Origin of the sequence: Pseudomonas syringae (genome assembly GCF_021606685.1) — a bacterium.
GTDB classification, from domain to species: domain Bacteria; phylum Pseudomonadota; class Gammaproteobacteria; order Pseudomonadales; family Pseudomonadaceae; genus Aquipseudomonas; species Aquipseudomonas syringae_R.
The window spans coordinates 1-14,183 of record NZ_WKCB01000022.1; the positions used below are offsets into that span (position 1 = coordinate 1).

18 protein-coding genes and 1 riboswitch are annotated in these 14,183 nt (G+C 61.1%); of the genes, 11 read left to right on the plus strand and 7 right to left on the minus strand.

The annotated features are described in order from the left end of the window. Nucleotides 1-94: 94 nt before the first annotated feature. From GIW02_RS11045 to GIW02_RS11055, 3 genes are all read right to left on the minus strand, one after another. Entirely contained in the window at nt 95-823 is a 729-nt protein-coding gene (locus GIW02_RS11045; RefSeq protein WP_236421864.1) for an SDR family oxidoreductase, read from the minus strand. Nucleotides 824-950: 127 nt separating this feature from the next. Next, the gene (locus GIW02_RS11050) at nt 951-1,436 is read right to left on the minus strand and encodes a nuclear transport factor 2 family protein (protein ID WP_236419858.1); all 486 of its coding nucleotides are present in this window, start codon (nt 1,434-1,436) and stop codon (nt 951-953) included. Between the two features lie 205 nt (nt 1,437-1,641). Further along, nucleotides 1,642-2,382: an SDR family oxidoreductase gene (locus GIW02_RS11055; RefSeq protein ID WP_236419856.1), complete on the minus strand. Its 741-nt coding sequence runs from the start codon at nt 2,380-2,382 to the stop codon at nt 1,642-1,644. A 175-nt stretch (nt 2,383-2,557) separates the two neighbouring features. On the opposite strand from GIW02_RS11055, the gene GIW02_RS11060 reads away from it, so the two are divergent. Beyond that, entirely contained in the window at nt 2,558-3,157 is a 600-nt protein-coding gene (locus GIW02_RS11060) for a TetR/AcrR family transcriptional regulator (protein ID WP_236419854.1), read from the plus strand. Nucleotides 3,158-3,512: 355 nt separating this feature from the next. Here the strand turns inward: GIW02_RS11060 and GIW02_RS11065 are convergent, their stop codons facing one another. Then, on the minus strand, nt 3,513-3,743 hold the full coding sequence (locus GIW02_RS11065) for a DUF6124 family protein (RefSeq protein WP_236418181.1): 231 nt from the start codon (nt 3,741-3,743) through the stop codon (nt 3,513-3,515). A 483-nt stretch (nt 3,744-4,226) separates the two neighbouring features. On the opposite strand from GIW02_RS11065, the gene GIW02_RS11070 reads away from it, so the two are divergent. The 7 genes from GIW02_RS11070 (at nt 4,227) to GIW02_RS11100 (ending at nt 7,922) form a co-directional block, all read left to right on the plus strand. Beyond that, nucleotides 4,227-4,460, plus strand: a complete 234-nt coding sequence (locus GIW02_RS11070) for a hypothetical protein (RefSeq protein ID WP_017136893.1) — start codon at nt 4,227-4,229, stop codon at nt 4,458-4,460. A 114-nt stretch (nt 4,461-4,574) separates the two neighbouring features. Then, nucleotides 4,575-5,138, plus strand: coding sequence for a nucleotidyltransferase family protein (locus GIW02_RS11075; RefSeq protein WP_236418180.1), 564 nt, complete (start codon nt 4,575-4,577; stop codon nt 5,136-5,138). A gap of 123 nt (nt 5,139-5,261) precedes the next feature. Then, complete coding sequence (gene tspO, locus GIW02_RS11080; protein ID WP_236418179.1) at nt 5,262-5,702, plus strand: tryptophan-rich sensory protein TspO; 441 nt, start codon at nt 5,262-5,264, stop codon at nt 5,700-5,702. Beyond that, complete coding sequence (locus GIW02_RS11085) at nt 5,702-6,646, plus strand: alpha/beta hydrolase fold domain-containing protein (RefSeq protein ID WP_236418178.1); 945 nt, start codon at nt 5,702-5,704, stop codon at nt 6,644-6,646. The genes tspO and GIW02_RS11085 overlap by 1 nt, the downstream gene beginning before the upstream one ends. Before the next feature lie 35 nt (nt 6,647-6,681). Then, complete coding sequence (locus GIW02_RS11090) at nt 6,682-7,146, plus strand: GNAT family N-acetyltransferase (protein WP_236418177.1); 465 nt, start codon at nt 6,682-6,684, stop codon at nt 7,144-7,146. A 57-nt stretch (nt 7,147-7,203) separates the two neighbouring features. Further along, complete coding sequence (locus GIW02_RS11095) at nt 7,204-7,428, plus strand: hypothetical protein (protein WP_236418176.1); 225 nt, start codon at nt 7,204-7,206, stop codon at nt 7,426-7,428. Continuing rightward, nucleotides 7,425-7,922 (plus strand): GNAT family N-acetyltransferase, encoded by a 498-nt coding sequence (locus GIW02_RS11100; RefSeq protein ID WP_236418175.1) that lies wholly within the window; start codon nt 7,425-7,427, stop codon nt 7,920-7,922. The genes GIW02_RS11095 and GIW02_RS11100 overlap by 4 nt, the downstream gene beginning before the upstream one ends. A gap of 112 nt (nt 7,923-8,034) precedes the next feature. Here the strand turns inward: GIW02_RS11100 and GIW02_RS11105 are convergent, their stop codons facing one another. From GIW02_RS11105 to GIW02_RS11115, 3 genes are read right to left on the minus strand one after another with little or no spacing between them, the layout of a single operon-like run. Then, nucleotides 8,035-8,799 (minus strand): ABC transporter ATP-binding protein, encoded by a 765-nt coding sequence (locus GIW02_RS11105; RefSeq protein ID WP_236418174.1) that lies wholly within the window; start codon nt 8,797-8,799, stop codon nt 8,035-8,037. Next, the gene (locus tag GIW02_RS11110) at nt 8,796-9,800 is read right to left on the minus strand and encodes a FecCD family ABC transporter permease (protein ID WP_236418173.1); all 1,005 of its coding nucleotides are present in this window, start codon (nt 9,798-9,800) and stop codon (nt 8,796-8,798) included. Before GIW02_RS11110 ends, GIW02_RS11105 begins: the two co-directional genes overlap by 4 nt. A gap of 8 nt (nt 9,801-9,808) precedes the next feature. After that, on the minus strand, nt 9,809-10,819 hold the full coding sequence (locus GIW02_RS11115) for an ABC transporter substrate-binding protein (protein WP_236418172.1): 1,011 nt from the start codon (nt 10,817-10,819) through the stop codon (nt 9,809-9,811). 116 nt (nt 10,820-10,935) lie between these two features. After that, nucleotides 10,936-11,129: riboswitch (cobalamin riboswitch) on the minus strand. Nucleotides 11,130-11,247: 118 nt separating this feature from the next. Here GIW02_RS11115 and GIW02_RS11120 point away from each other — a divergent pair. The 3 genes from GIW02_RS11120 to GIW02_RS11130 are packed head-to-tail and all read left to right on the plus strand — an operon-like array spanning nt 11,248 to nt 14,174. Then, nucleotides 11,248-11,682, plus strand: a complete 435-nt coding sequence (locus tag GIW02_RS11120; RefSeq protein WP_236418171.1) for a hypothetical protein — start codon at nt 11,248-11,250, stop codon at nt 11,680-11,682. Then, nucleotides 11,679-13,145: an ATPase domain-containing protein gene (locus tag GIW02_RS11125; protein WP_236418170.1), complete on the plus strand. Its 1,467-nt coding sequence runs from the start codon at nt 11,679-11,681 to the stop codon at nt 13,143-13,145. Before GIW02_RS11120 ends, GIW02_RS11125 begins: the two co-directional genes overlap by 4 nt. A 9-nt stretch (nt 13,146-13,154) precedes the next feature. Beyond that, entirely contained in the window at nt 13,155-14,174 is a 1,020-nt protein-coding gene (locus GIW02_RS11130) for a sensor histidine kinase (RefSeq protein WP_236418169.1), read from the plus strand. Nucleotides 14,175-14,183: the final 9 nt, after the last annotated feature.

The following is a 14,183-nucleotide window of genomic DNA, read 5'->3' on the forward strand; positions in this document are numbered from 1 at the left end:
GTATGGGTAGGGGGGTGGAGGTTGTCCGCTATCGGCCAAATGCGGACCATCGAATCCCTTGGAAATCGAGCGCAAGCGGCGGGCATTCATCTGACTACCACGGCTGCCTACCGTGACTTCCAAAAAAGCCACCGGTAGGACCATCGGGACCCAGCAGCGACATCTTGATGACTATTTGTGCCCCTTCTTCAGGCGTCAATACGCCCGAGTTACCGTTTAGATCGGTCCGCACATGCCCAGGCTCGACGGCATTCACTGTAATTCCCAGCGGCTCAAGCTCTTTCGCAAAGGCGACCGTTACGGCATTCAGTGCCACTTTTGACGAGCTGTAATCGAGAAGGTTGACGGTCGAATAGATCGATGTCGGATCTGTTATCAACGTGAGCGAACCGACACCGCTGCTCATCATGACGATCCGGGCCTGGTCGGCATTTTTCAGCAAGGGCAGGAAAGCTTGGGTGACGCGCACCGGACCAAACAGATTGACCTCGTAAACAGCTTTCATGTCCTGCATTCTCACCTCACTGGGTGCCTTGGTCATGTCGACCGCAATCCCGGCGTTGTTGATCAAGACATCAAGTGCATCTATTTGCTCAGACAGCATCGCTGCGGCTCGGTACACACTGTCTTCGACCGCAACGTCCAGTTCCAAGAGGCCTGCATCGAGCCCGGCATCACGTAACTGGGCGACGGCCTGTTCGCCTCGGGTATGATCGCGTGCACCGATCCAGACAAAGAACCCGGCCTCGGCAAGCCCCTTGGCAATTGCCAGTCCGATGCCTTTATTTGCGCCGGTGATAAGCGCCTGTCGTTTGATAGTCATCGTGCTAGTCCTTGGAGTATCAAGATGCTCTTTCTTTAGTTTGCAAGGCTCTGGGGTGCCAACTCGAAGAGTCAGAACCCCATACCCGAACCGTCTCGCGAGCTGAGCGTGAAGCCTGTTTGTTCTGTCAGGAGGTCTGGGCTACTGCATCACTTTGAACACCTTGAACGTGGTGCTGAAGGTCGCCTGCAAAACGCAAAGTCACCTCACGACGAGTGAAACGCCACTCACCATCATGCAGCTCGAATTGGTCGAGGTACTTGCCGGCGCAGATAGGCTGTAATGGGAATCCGTCAAGCTGCTGATGCACGGTGTAGTAACTCTCAGAACTCGCTTTATCGCCCCAAGGCGCGACGTCAATCAGTACGTTGGTGATCGAATGCCAAGTGCGCGGCGTACCGTCGGCGTGTACCTGAAGGCCCGCCTCGAAAAAACCTAGCAAACCCTCAACCGTAGAGGCCTCAGTGCCTAGCACATGAATCACCGCGTGCTGAAGCACTTGGGCCACACCCGTGAAATCTCCACTGTCAAGACGATGGATGTAGGTAGCGTGAAGGCGGTGAATGGCGCTCTCGGCGGCGAGACGTGCGAGGATTTCTGGTGAGTTAGTCATGACTCTCTCCTAGGCTTCAGCCCACAAAGGAATGGTGTATAGCGGCGACCGTATATTTGATGCGCTCGGCGAACGACCTTGGCGACAATCCAATTTGGCGCCTGACGAGCAATGATGTTGATAAGCGAGTTATCAGTCTTGTGGCTGGCGCCGGAACGGGATCAACATTTGCGGTAAACCTCGGGATCCGCAGCCATCCAGTGATCTAGCACTGCGAAGCCCCGCCATCCGCGAATAGTTCGACGCCGTTAATGTAGCTGGCTGCGTCACTGGCCAGGAACGCCACGGCAGCGCCAATCTCATGAGCCTGGCCGATACGCCCGATGGTGCTCTTCTCACTCAGGGACTCGATCACGGCCTCAGCGTGTTCCGCGAGCATATGACGTAGTGACGGGGTATCCACAGGGCCCGGACTCAAGAGGTTGATGCGCACCCCGCGGCCTTTGATGTCGAGCGTCCAGCTTCTGACCAGCGTGCGCAGTGCTGCTTTGGTGGCGCCGTACACGCTCAGGCCAGGGCCGGGATCAATGGAGGCAGTAGAACCAATGACGACAATGCTGCTGCCTTCGCCCATGAGAGGCAGTGCGCCCTGAACAGTGAAGGTCACACCCTTGACGTTGGTGCTGAATACTCGGTCGAAATAGGCCTCAGTGATGCTGCCAAGCGGAGCAATTTCACCCATGCCGGCGTTGGCTACCAGCACATCGATTCGACCATGACGGGCCTTGATTGCGTCAAATAGCACAGCGAGATCGGCTATCACCGAGACGTCCGCGACCACCGCACTGGCTCGGTCCCCGAGCTTCGATAAAGCCTCCTCCAGTTGCTCCTGCCGACGCCCGGTAATCACCACCGTGGCCCCCTGCCCTGCCAGCTCTTGGGCGATAGAAAGGCCCAATCCCGAGGACCCTCCGGTGACGAGAACGACTTTGTCTTGAAACTGCATGCTGATACTCCCGTATAGGTTGAGGGCGAATGAATTTATGTAGCGAACACTATATAGCACTCAGCAAAGACGCAAGCTATTTAGTAATCACTATATAAATACGCCATTCAGCTCTGCGCGGTTGCCCCGGAGATATAGCGGTCGCTACAATCGCGGGCACACAAACGAGATCGCCATGACTGACAAAATCCGCCAACGCCGCCCTGCTTTCGATAGAGAGGCTGGAGTCGCCATTGCCCAAGCCATGTTCCACGAACACGGCTTCGACGCGGTGAGCCTCACGGATCTGGTCGAAGCCATGGACATCAAGCCGCCCAGCTTCTACGCCGCGTATGGCAGCAAGGCTGAGTTATTCGAGAAGGCCATGCTGCGCTACGCCCGCGAGCACGCTTTGCCGTTGGACAAACTGCTGGCGCCGGACCGGCCAGTGCCTGAAGCACTCGCCGCCTTGTTGGTCGCGGCAGCGAAGCAGTATGGAAACGACAGTGTCTTGCGCGGTTGCATGGTCACCGAGGGCACGCGTGCGGATGACGAGGTAGCCCGCCGGATGGCGCAAACTCTGGCGGACGGAGGCGTCAAGGCGATTCGGGATTATCTTGATCAGACACTGCCCGAAAAAGCCCAATGCCTCACTGACTACCTTTCGATTACCCTGCGCGGGCTATCGTCTGCGGCGTGTAACGGCATGCCCCGCAAACGGCTAATCGAGGCCGCGCAGACGGCGGGCCGGTTCATTGCTCACGAGCTGGGTAAAGAGCAGCAAACGGCACGCTAACCCATGCGCCCACCACCGAGTTGCATGAACGTGGGTTTCTGCGTGCACATCCGCTGGTCACGAGCGAGGCCGATACGAACAACCCCTTGGTCGACCTGATCGGCGGGCGCCCGGCCTGGCCATTCGATGATGGAGCTTTCTGCCACTGCCAGAGGCTGCTCTTGGCCGAAAGCAGACGCTTTCACCCCAGCTGGGCTAACCAAATTTCCATTGCCCAAGGCCTATGCCCTTTCACCATTAAGCATCGTCAATGCCATAGGCGCTGCTACCTCTTACCAGCCAAATCGTCACAAGGTTGTATTTGAATTACGACCACGCGGCGATTGGCTGAGCTATTGATTTTAAGGGGTAGGCTTCAATCGGAGCAGGGTGTTTCACGGTCGAGAAGTTTGGCGGTAAGCAGCACGCCCAGCTCACTCAGTTGGTGAATGGCCAACGCGATATCGCGGTGCTTGCCGCTCAGGTCTTCGGATAGGTTTAGCAGCAGGGTGCTCACGGATGTGAAGGTTTCGAAGCTGTTAGAGAGCAGGGTTTCACTGCTGGCGTCTGGGGCGACGCGGAAGAGAGTGGTTGAATCAGTAACCATTGTTAAGTTCCTTGCTCGGGCCGGCACCTCATCGCTACTAAACGAAAAGGCGGTAGCTGTACGCAGGTTAGTAGACCGGTGGAACCTAACAAAACCGGCGCGCCCGGGGGCGCCCTGCGCACAGCCACCATCAAGCACAGACGGGAACGTCTGATGGATGAAGCTTGTGCAGTTGTTAGGTTAAACCGTGGGCTACTAAACCCGATCACCGAGATGTCGGCGACCGAGCAACCTTAGAGACGGCCACCCCAGCGCACAAGCCGGCGGATTCTGACGTAAGCGTAGGCAATGGAGCAAGGTGCTGCGGGATTGGGGCGGCTGCGCAGCCGAACGTGAGCAACCTCCCTCGCCACAGAGGGCCAGGTTGCCGGATAAGCCTCTGGCAGCCAGAAAACAGCCCTTTGAGGTGGATATCGGTCTACCATGCCAGCCCCCGGCAGTGGTTTTAAGCGCTACCGATCTCATTCTTTCAAGGTATCGCCCATGTCCATCGACCAAATCAGCCTTCCCAAAGGCGTAGGCCCTCACGCCGCCAAGCTGCTTGACGCCATCACCGGCGCTGCCACCCATGAAGAACTCAACCGTGCTGGCGGTAAGGCCGAAGGTTTTGTGCTTGGCTTGGAGTCCACCAAGGCCATCAAGAGCCAGATCGCCGAGTCGTTGTATGTGGCTTACGACGACGCGGCGAGCAATCGGGCGGGTGAGTTGAAAGGCTAGAGGGCAGCGGTGCTGCGGGTTTTGGGGCTGTTGCGCAGCCCAGCGGGAGCACGCTCCCTCACCACAACGTGTGCAGTCGGCCTCTAGTGACGGGCTGATGACGAAGGAGTTTCCATGACATTGACCGTCGACCGCTTGCTCAACCTGGCCATGGCCAACCCCATCAACGCTGAAATCACCGCGCGGCTGCCCGACCTCGGGGTAGACCAGTGCATGCTCACGGCGGGATGTCTGTTCCAGGCGGTGTGGAATCATCAGTCGAACCTTCCGGCTGCTCAGGGTGTAAAGGATTACGACGTTTTTTACTTTGATACAGACCTTTCCTACGAGGCAGAGGACGCGGTGATTCGCCGGGCTGAGCGGTTGTTCGAGGACCTGGGGGTTAATGTTGAAGTGAAGAACCAGGCGCGGGTCCACCTCTGGTATGGGCAGCGGTTTGGTCGGCCGTATCCGCAGTTGCACACGGCTAAGCAAGGTGTGGACCGTTACCTGGTGGCGGGCACGTGCATCGGGTTGGATATCTCCACGGGCGAGGTGTATGCGCCCTATGGGTTGGCGGATGTGGAGCAGGGCGTGTTGCGCATCAACCCCGTGCATGCGGAGCCTGCGCTGTTTGCCAAGAAGGCCCGGAGTTATCAGGCGCGTTGGCCTTGGCTGAGGATTGTGGAGCCGGGCTAAGCACCGGCCACATTAAATCGGCGTTGCGGGTGCATTTTTGAGGCAAGTATTGAATTTCTGCGCGGTAGTTTGAGTCTTTGAACCATAGCGTGGCTTTCTTTCAACTGACCTCAAGGACCGACCATGACCTTTTTCATTTTCCTGCTCGCCTGCGCCGCCGCTGCCAGCACCGGCATTATCTTCAAGCCCGGAGCCTGGTACGAATCCCTGGTAAAACCCGGCTTTACCCCGCCCAACTGGTTGTTTCCGGTGGCGTGGACGACTATCTATCTGCTGCTGGCCTGGGCCGGTTACCGCTTGAGCCTGATCCCCGGCAGCCAAGTGGTGCTGGCGCTGTGGGCGGCGCAGATCGCGTTGAACACGCTGTGGACGCCGGTGTTTTTTGGCGCGCATCGCCTCCTGGCCGGGATGGTGATTATCGCGGTGCTGTGGGTGACGGTGGCGGCGATGGTGGTGCTGGCGGTGCGCCTGGACCTGATCACCGGCTTGATCCTGTTCCCGTACCTGGCGTGGCTGTGTGTGGCGGCGGCGCTGAACTTTTCGATCCTGCGAAATAATCGTTGATGGCCCCTACACCCTGGCCCGCCAGTGCGCCTGAACTGGACGAAATGCGCCGCTTCAACCAGAAACTTGGCTGGATGCCGCGCTTTAAAATTCGCAACCGCGTTACGCCGCGTTTGATTCAGGCGCTGTTGCGCGCCAGTCAAAAACTCAAACGCGCACCGGTGGCCGAAACCTGTTGGGTGGGCTCAGTGCCCGTGCGCATCCTGCGGCCGAGCCGCACGCCCAAGGGCGTGGTGCTGGACATTCACGGCGGCGGCTGGGTGATTGGCAATGCGCAGATGGATGACGACCTCAACCTGGGCATGGTGCAGGCCTGCGACGTGGCGGTGGTATCGGTGGACTATCGGCTGGCGGTGAATACCCCGGTGGAAGGGCTGATGGACGACTGCCTGGCGGCGGCCCGTTGGTTGCTGACCAACGATGAGTTTGCCGACCTGCCGGTGATCGTCGTCGGCGAGTCGGCCGGCGGGCATCTGGCGGCGGCGACGTTGCTGGCGTTGAAGCAATGGCCGGCGTTGCTCCAGCGGGTGAGCGGTGCGGTGCTGTATTACGGCGTCTACGACTTGGCCGGTACGCCAAGCGTACGCGCGGCAGGCCCGCAAACGTTGTTGCTGGATGGGCCGGGCATGGTCGAGGCGCTGCGCATGCTGACGCCGGGCTTGAGCGATGACGAGCGCCGCTTGCCACCGCTGTCGCCGTTGTATGGCGACCTCGAAGGCATGCCGCCAGCACTCATGTTTGTAGGCGAACTGGACCCGTTGAAGGATGACACGCTGTTGATCGCCGAGCGCTGGCCTGGCGCGCAGGCGTATCTGCTGCCGGAGTCGGCGCATGGGTTCATTCATTTCCCGGTGGTGATGGCCGATTGCGTGCTTGCTCATAGCCGCGAATGGATCAGCCAGCGGGTGAACGCCGGGGTACTCAATCTTCCAGCGTCCGGGTAATCTTTCAGCTCCCACTGTAAAGCCAAGGAACGCACGTGCCCGTGAACACGCTGACCCTACGTCCGGCGATGGTGACCGACCTGCCGTCGATTTATCGCGGCGAGTTGGCCTACATCCAGCAATGGGAGCCCGCTCACGAAGCCGCCTGGCGGGCGCAGGTGGAGCGCAACCTTACTGCATGGGTCGACAACTTCGAGCGTTTGACGGTTGCGATGCTGGGCGGGCAATTTGTCGGTTATTCGTTATGGAAAACCGAGGGCGGCTTCGCCGAGCTTTGCACGATCAACGTGAGCGCGGCTCATCGGCGCAAGGGCATAGGTCGGGCGTTGCTGGAGGCCTATCAGGTTGCTGCAGCGGCCAATGGCTGCACGCCGTTGAGTTTGAGCGTGCGCCCTGACAACCCCGCGCGGTTTATGTATGAGCGGGCAGGGTTTGCCTGTGTGGGCACGGGTGCCCATGGCTATCTGCGTTACGAGCGAGCCAATGGAGTCGGAACTTAAAACTTGATCGTCTGGTCAGGTTATTCAGTTGTTCCTCCCTATAACAAGGACTGCCCCATGCGTGAATACACCCTCAACTACCTGTTCAACGCCGAACCGCGTACCCAAGTGTTCGAACTCAAGCAAGCCCAGCTGCCGGTGCATGAGGCGGCGTTGCACTTGCTGCAGTTGCATTTGGGCGATGCGGAGAATGGCTTGATCCTGCCGCCTGCGGATGCGACGCCAGCAGAAATTCTGCAGCAGGCGCAGGTGGTGGGTATTACGCAGATAACGGTTCTATGACCTCGGTGCCGATCATCCAGGCGGTCACGGCTGCGGATATCCCTGAGGTACTGAGGTTCGTGCTGCACGCCCGTGCCGAGCTTTTCCCCAAGCTCAGCGCAACGGGGATGCCACCGGACCTGGCACAGTTCGACGCCACCTACCTTGAGGGCGACGGTCAGTTCCTTATTGCTCGCGATCAAGGCCGGATCGTTGCTGCTATTGGTTATCTGCCCTATGACGGGCGTTTCCCGCAGTTGAATTACCACGGACGCAAGACGGTGGAAGTGGTGCGCCTGTTCGTGCAGCCTGAGTTCCGTCGCTTTGGCCTGGCGGGCGAGTTGTATCGCGCATTAGAGGCACTGGCGCGCGCGGATGGAGTGGCGGTGGTGTACCTGCATACCCACCCGTTCCTGCCGGGGGCGATTGATTTTTGGCTACGGCAGGGGTTTGAGATCGTCGATGTCGAAGCCGACCCGATCTGGCAGACCACCCACATGCAAAAGCCTCTGTAGATCCAAAGGTGGGAGGGGGCTTGCTCCCGATGGCTGTGGGTCAGTCATGGATTTATTAACTGACACTGCCTCATCGGGGGCAAGCCCCCTCCCACCTTTGAATTTTGGTGTGTCAGTTGGAGCGCAGTCGCAGGATCTGCGCCCCATCAAACGGGTCCGTCAGGTAATGCGCCTGCACCCCGAACGTGTCCTGCAGCCGCTGCGGGGTGAGCACTTGCAGCGGTTTGCCCAGGGCCACCAATTGCCCGCGGTCGAGCACGGCCAGGCGATCACAGGTCAGGGCCTGGTTCAGGTCATGCAGGGCAATCAACGTGGTTACCGGCAGGGCTTGCACGCCTTTCAGGATCGCCAGTTGGTGCTGGATATCCAAATGATTGGTCGGTTCGTCCAGCAACAGAATCTGCGGCCGTTGCGCCAGGGCGCGGGCGATGTGCACGCGTTGGCGTTCGCCGCCGGAGAGGCTGCGCCAGGCGCGCTGGCTCAGGTGGGTGGCGTCCACGTCGTGCAGGGCCTGGCGCACGATGGCGTCGTCGTCACTGGACCACGGGCTCAGCGCCGACAACCACGGCGTGCGGCCCAGCGCCACGGCGTCGAAGACGCGGATGGCGTCGTCGGTGTCGGCCTGTTGCTCTACCACCGCCAGTTGTTGCGCGATGGCGCGGCGCGACAGCGTGCCCAGGCGTTGGCCGCCCAGGCGCACGTCGCCACTGGCCGGTGGGCGTAAACCGGCGAGCAGTTTGAGCAAGGTGGATTTGCCGGAGCCGTTCGGGCCAACGATGCCGAGGGTTTCCCCCTGCTGTACGTCCAGGTCAATGTTGCGCAGCAACTCGGCCTCGCGCACCTTGAAGCCCAGGCCGGTGCAGCTCAGTACGCTCATCGGGGGTTTCTCCGGCCAATCAAAATCAACGCAAACACCGGCGCACCGACCAACGCGGTGACCACCCCGACCGGAATCACCTGGCCCTTGATCAGCGTGCGCGACAGCACATCAGCCGCAATCAGGAATAACGCGCCGCCCAGGGCGCTGGCCGGCAGCAAACGTGAATGCCCGGTGCCGAGCAGCAGGCGCACGGCATGGGGGATCACCAGGCCGACAAAGCCGATGGAGCCGACAATCGACACCATCACCGCCGTGACCAGCGCGGCGCAGCCCACCAACACAAATTGCACACGGCGTACCGGGATGCCGAGGGAGGCCGCCGAGTCGCTGCCGAAGGTGAACGCATCCAGCGCGCGCCGGTGCCACAGGCACACCGCCAGCCCCGCGACTGCCACCGGCACGGCCAGCCACACAGAGGGCCAGCGCACACCGCTGAGGTTGCCCAGCAGCCAGAACATGATGCCGCGCGCCTGCTCTGAACTGGCCGACTTGGTGATCAGGAACGCGGTGAGGGCGTTGAACAGCTGCGAGCCGGCGATGCCCGCGAGGATGATCTGGCCGGTGCCGCTCACGGAGCCGCTGGCACGCGCGAGCAGGATCACCAGCGCAAACGCGGCCATGGCCCCCACAAACGCACCCGCCGACAGCGAGATCAAACCGCCGCCCACGCCCATCAACGCCACCAGCACGGCGCCGGTCGAAGCGCCGGCACTGATGCCCAGCAGGTACGGGTCGGCCAGCGGGTTGCGCAGCAACGACTGCAGGATCACTCCGCACGTCGCCAAGCCGGCCCCGCACGCGGCGGCGACCAGGGCGCGGGTCAGGCGGTAGTTCCACACCACGCCTTCATCGATCGGGTCCAGCAAGTAGCTGGCGCCCCACAGTTTGTTGGCGAGCACCTGTAGCACCACCTGGGGTGAGATGGCGGTTTCACCGATGGCCACGCCGGCGAGCACGGCGATCAACAGCAGGGCCAGGGCGAGCAGGGTTCGAATCACGCTGGTACTCATTTACTCAGGTCGTAGCCGTCGATGGCGCCGGCCAGCTGTTCAAGGCCATCGAACATGCGGATGCTGGCCTGCAACGCCAGGGCGTCGAGGACGATGATGCGGTTGTTTTTCACCGCGTCCATGTTGCGTGTCACCGGGTCAGTGCGCAGGAAGGCGAGTTTCTTTTCATGGTCGTCGGCGGGGTAGCGGCGACGGTCCATGCGGGCGATCACCAGGAAGGTCGGGTTGGCTTTGGCGATGGTTTCCCAGCCAACGGCGGGCCACTCTTCATCGGACTGCACGACGTTATGCAGGCCCAGGGTTTCGAGCATGAATTCGGGAATGCCTTTGTGGCCGGCCACGTAAGGGTCGCTGGCCATCTCGGCGCTGGAGAACCACACCAATGCGCTGGCGTGCTTGAGGCCTTTGCTGTGCACGGTGGCGACGGATTTGGCCAGGCGCGCCTTGAGTTCGTCGTTCAGCTGGTGGCCGCGATCCTGCACGTCGAAGATCTGCGCCAGTTGGCTGATGCTCTTGTAGATGGTCTCGATGCGGAACGGCTCCAGCCGCGTGCCGTCGGCGCCCACCAGGTTGTCCTTGCCTTCGCAGTCGGAGGGCAGCAGGTAGGTGGGGATTTTCAGCTCATGGAATTGCTCGCGCGTGCCGACCACGCCTTGCGGCCCAACCACCCATTCCAGCTCGGCGGCCACCAGTTGCGGGCGCTTGGCGATCACCGACTCAAAGCTCGGCTCGTTATTGGCCAGGCGTTCGATGCCGTCGTTCAGAGTCTTGTACTGCGCCAACACGTTGTTGAACCACAGCGAGGTGCCGACCACTTTGTCGCCCACGCCCAAGGCGTAAAGCATCTCGGTGGCGGCCTGGCCAATGGTCACGCTGCGTGCGGGGGCTTGCTGGAAGGTCACGTTGCTGCCGCAGTTTTCGACGGTCAGCGGGTACTGAGTAGGCGCTGCTTGGGCCAGGGCACAAAAGCCAAGGCCGGTGAACAGGGCGCTAACGCGTGGCAGCATGGGGCAATCTCCGTTTGAACCGTAGGTGAAACCGGGGAGGTACGGTTCGGAAACACACCCTCGAACGCTGCCGACAGAGCAGGGCAAGGACGTCCTTCCCGGACACCCCGCCGGTTAGTGATTTTGCTTGGCCGGCAGGTCTCCTGACTCATGCGTCGTCGCCACGCTCCGGCCTTCCCGGACAAGGTCCAGTGGCGTCAAGGAGCAGGCTCGGCATCTACAGTTGCGGGGGCAGTTTCGATTGGCGCGGCGTACCGCGTTTCGAATTCCCTATTAGTCCCGTTGGGGAACCGGCGCGGTATGGTAGTCGATCGTGGCGGGCGGGGGGAACCTCATCCGTGCGCATTTGGCCCGCTGTTCCCGGTGGGGTCTCTAAACCTTGGTATAGGGTGTACCATCGGTCTCTGTTCATCAGAAATCAGTCAGACATGCCCACGCTTAGCGAAGAGAGCCGCCAGATTGTAGCTACTCTGGCGCACCGCGCTGGTCCGCACGCTGACACTGCATGCATCGCCGAGGCGATTGTTTCGATTTTGCAGGATATGGGCGCCGCACTGGCGCCCGTAATCGGCCAGCAGGGCGTTGCCGCGCTGTACCGGCGCAGCTTCCATTTGTGCGTCTCCAACCCTCCACGCCTGGCCGTCAGTAATGACAGTGTGCCGGCCGCGCTGGATCTGCTTGCCCTCAAATCCATACTCGTCGAGCAAAACGAGACCGATGCGCGGCTGTTCGGTGAGGCGTTGCTGACCACCCTCTACGAACTTCTGACCACGCTGATCGGGCCCTCACTCACCGCACGTTTGCTGGTGGGTGTGTGGTTGCCTCCTTCGAGCGACACCTCTTCGCAGGAAATTTCGCCATGAGCACCAAAGTGACTATCAACCGTCTGGCCACGGGTGTGCCAGGACTGGACGAGGTCCTGGGCGGAGGCCTGCCGGAATTTTCGTTCAACCTCATCGCCGGGCCGCCGGGCTGTGGCAAAACCACCCTCGCGCACCAGATGATGTTTGCCCTGGCGACGCCCGAGCGCCCGGCGCTGTTCTTTACCGTGCTCGGCGAGCCGCCGCTCAAGATGCTGCGGTATCAGCAGCAGTTCGATTTTTTCGACAACGACGCCATCAACCAGTCGATTCGCTATATCAACCTGGCGGACGACACCCTGGCCGGTGATCTGGACGAGGTGCTGCGGCGCATCGTCAGCGAGGTCGAGGCGCATTCCCCGTCGCTGGTGTTTGTCGATTCGTTTCGCTCTGTGGTGCTGGCCAGCCAGACCCAGCACAACCCCAACAACAACCTGCCGCAGTTCATCCAGCAACTGGGCATGTTGATGACCACGTGGCAGGCGACGACCTTCCTGATCGGCGAATATTTCACCGAAACCGACACCAATCCGATTTTTACCGTGGCAGACGGCCTGATCTGGCTGCGCCAGAGCGTCGAGCGCAATTCGATGGTGCGCAAGATGGAAATCATGAAGATGCGCGGCCAACCGACTTTGCCGGGGCTGCACACCTTCCGGATTGCCACCTCGGGGATCAAGGTGTACCCACCGGCTGCGCTCAGCCGTTCGGTAGAAGCGCCGCCGACGTTCCCGATCACGCGCTTGAAAATGGGCGTGCCAGCCCTTGATGAGATGCTCGGCGGCGGCCTGCCTCGCGGCTATTCGCTGCTGGTGGCCGGGCCGTCGGGCTCGGGCAAGAGCATCCTGGCGGCGACCTTCTTGGCCGAGGGCGCGCGCAACGGGGAGACCGGGGTCATCGCCGTCTTCGAGCAGCGGCCCAACCATTCGCAGAACCCGCAGTTGGCCGAGTTGATCAAGAATGGGCAGGTGGGCCTGGTGGACAGTCGCGCGCCGGACCTGTCGATTGACGAGATTGTGCAATTGTTGCTCGGCGAGATCAGCCGCTTGAAGGCCTCCCGCGTGGTGATCGATTCACTGTCAGGCTTCGAGCTGGCGCTGGCGCCGACCTTTCGCGCGGATTTCCGTGAGTCGTTGTCGCGCATGGTCACTGCGCTGACCGGTGCCGGGGTCAGCGTGTTGATGACGTCGGAGCTGGAAGACCGCTACACCGACCTGCGTTTCAGCCCCTATGGCACGGCGTTCCTCACCGATGCGATCATTGTGCAGCGCTACATTGAAGTAGAAAGCCGCTTGCTGCGCATCATGGCCGTGGTCAAGGTGCGCGCCAGCGCTCACTCCGATCAGTTGCGCCAGTACCACATCGACGATAACGGCCTGCAGATTCGCGACATGTTGCCGGAGCAGGAAGGGTTGTTGGGCGGGCGCCCGACCAAACAGGTTTCGGTGGGAGACAAACATGTGTGAGCCCGGCTCATGAGTGAAACCGGCGGCAAGAATGACAGTGAGCTGAATACAGCGGCCCACGAGCTGTTCCTGCTTGGCCAGAAAACCGTCGAGGCCCGCGCCGTGCTCGCCGCCCTGCAACAGCAACTGAGTGACGTCAGCAGCCGCCTGGTGGATACCCAGCAGGTCGAGCAGGTGATCGAGGCCAACCAGCAACTGGTGGTGGCGATCCTGCTCGCGCAATCGGACGCGCAAAGCCCGCCGCGCCTGGAAGAACAGCGTTTGTATCAGGAACTTCGCGAGGCAAATGCGCAGTTGGTCATTGCTGCGCTCAGTGCTCAAGACCTGCAGGCGACGGCTGAACGCGCGCTGGGCCAGCAGAAAAGTATCCTGGCGATGGTGGCGCATGAACTGCGCAACCCGTTGACGCCGATCAGCCTGATCGCCGAGCGCATGGTGCGCCTGCCGAGTGACCAACTGCCGCGCATGCGTGAGCTGATCGAAGGCCAGGTGCAGCATATTTCACAGCTGGTGGATGACCTGTTGGACGTGTCCCGCGTCAGCACGGGCAAACTGCGCGTGGAACGCCGTGAGGTCGACATGCTGCACATCCTCAGAAGCGCCATTGACGCGTGTGGCCCGGTGATGCGCGCGAAAAAACAGCACTTTGAGGCGCATCTGCCCGATGGCCCGTTGACGGTGAGCGGTGATCCCGGGCGCCTCGCACAGATCCTGAATAACTTGCTGGCGAACTCGGCCAAGTACACGCCGGTGGGGGGCCGTATTGTGCTGTCGGTGACCGTCGCAGACGCGCTGAGGATCAGCATTCGCGACAACGGCATCGGCGTGTCGGCCAAGGCGCTGCCGTTCATCTTTGACCCTTATGTGCAGGACGAGCACGCCATCGGCTTCAACGGCTCGGGGTTGGGGATCGGCTTGACGGTGGTGCGCGAACTGGTGGAAGCCCATGACGGCACGGTCGCCGCCATGAGCGAAGGCAAGGGCAAGGGCAGCGAGTTTGTGGTCACGCTGCCGCTGCTGAACGCCTGAACCCAGGCG

What these genes read in the sequence shown, in the direction of transcription:
- GIW02_RS11125 (WP_236418170.1), top strand. Translation starts at nt 11,679, where the DNA reads ATGAGCACCAAAGTGACTATCAACCGTCTGGCCACGGGTGTGCCAGGA.
- GIW02_RS11060 (WP_236419854.1), top strand. Translation starts at nt 2,558, where the DNA reads ATGACTGACAAAATCCGCCAACGCCGCCCTGCTTTCGATAGAGAGGCT.
- GIW02_RS11070 (WP_017136893.1), top strand. Translation starts at nt 4,227, where the DNA reads ATGTCCATCGACCAAATCAGCCTTCCCAAAGGCGTAGGCCCTCACGCC.
- GIW02_RS11095 (WP_236418176.1), top strand. Translation starts at nt 7,204, where the DNA reads ATGCGTGAATACACCCTCAACTACCTGTTCAACGCCGAACCGCGTACC.
- GIW02_RS11085 (WP_236418178.1), top strand. Translation starts at nt 5,702, where the DNA reads ATGGCCCCTACACCCTGGCCCGCCAGTGCGCCTGAACTGGACGAAATG.
- GIW02_RS11065 (WP_236418181.1), bottom strand. Translation starts at nt 3,743, where the DNA reads ATGGTTACTGATTCAACCACTCTCTTCCGCGTCGCCCCAGACGCCAGC.
- GIW02_RS11115 (WP_236418172.1), bottom strand. Translation starts at nt 10,819, where the DNA reads ATGCTGCCACGCGTTAGCGCCCTGTTCACCGGCCTTGGCTTTTGTGCC.
- tspO (WP_236418179.1), top strand. Translation starts at nt 5,262, where the DNA reads ATGACCTTTTTCATTTTCCTGCTCGCCTGCGCCGCCGCTGCCAGCACC.
- GIW02_RS11050 (WP_236419858.1), bottom strand. Translation starts at nt 1,436, where the DNA reads ATGACTAACTCACCAGAAATCCTCGCACGTCTCGCCGCCGAGAGCGCC.
- GIW02_RS11105 (WP_236418174.1), bottom strand. Translation starts at nt 8,799, where the DNA reads ATGAGCGTACTGAGCTGCACCGGCCTGGGCTTCAAGGTGCGCGAGGCC.
- GIW02_RS11120 (WP_236418171.1), top strand. Translation starts at nt 11,248, where the DNA reads ATGCCCACGCTTAGCGAAGAGAGCCGCCAGATTGTAGCTACTCTGGCG.
- GIW02_RS11055 (WP_236419856.1), bottom strand. Translation starts at nt 2,382, where the DNA reads ATGCAGTTTCAAGACAAAGTCGTTCTCGTCACCGGAGGGTCCTCGGGA.
- GIW02_RS11045 (WP_236421864.1), bottom strand. Translation starts at nt 823, where the DNA reads ATGACTATCAAACGACAGGCGCTTATCACCGGCGCAAATAAAGGCATC.
- GIW02_RS11075 (WP_236418180.1), top strand. Translation starts at nt 4,575, where the DNA reads ATGACATTGACCGTCGACCGCTTGCTCAACCTGGCCATGGCCAACCCC.
- GIW02_RS11130 (WP_236418169.1), top strand. Translation starts at nt 13,155, where the DNA reads ATGAGTGAAACCGGCGGCAAGAATGACAGTGAGCTGAATACAGCGGCC.
- GIW02_RS11100 (WP_236418175.1), top strand. Translation starts at nt 7,425, where the DNA reads ATGACCTCGGTGCCGATCATCCAGGCGGTCACGGCTGCGGATATCCCT.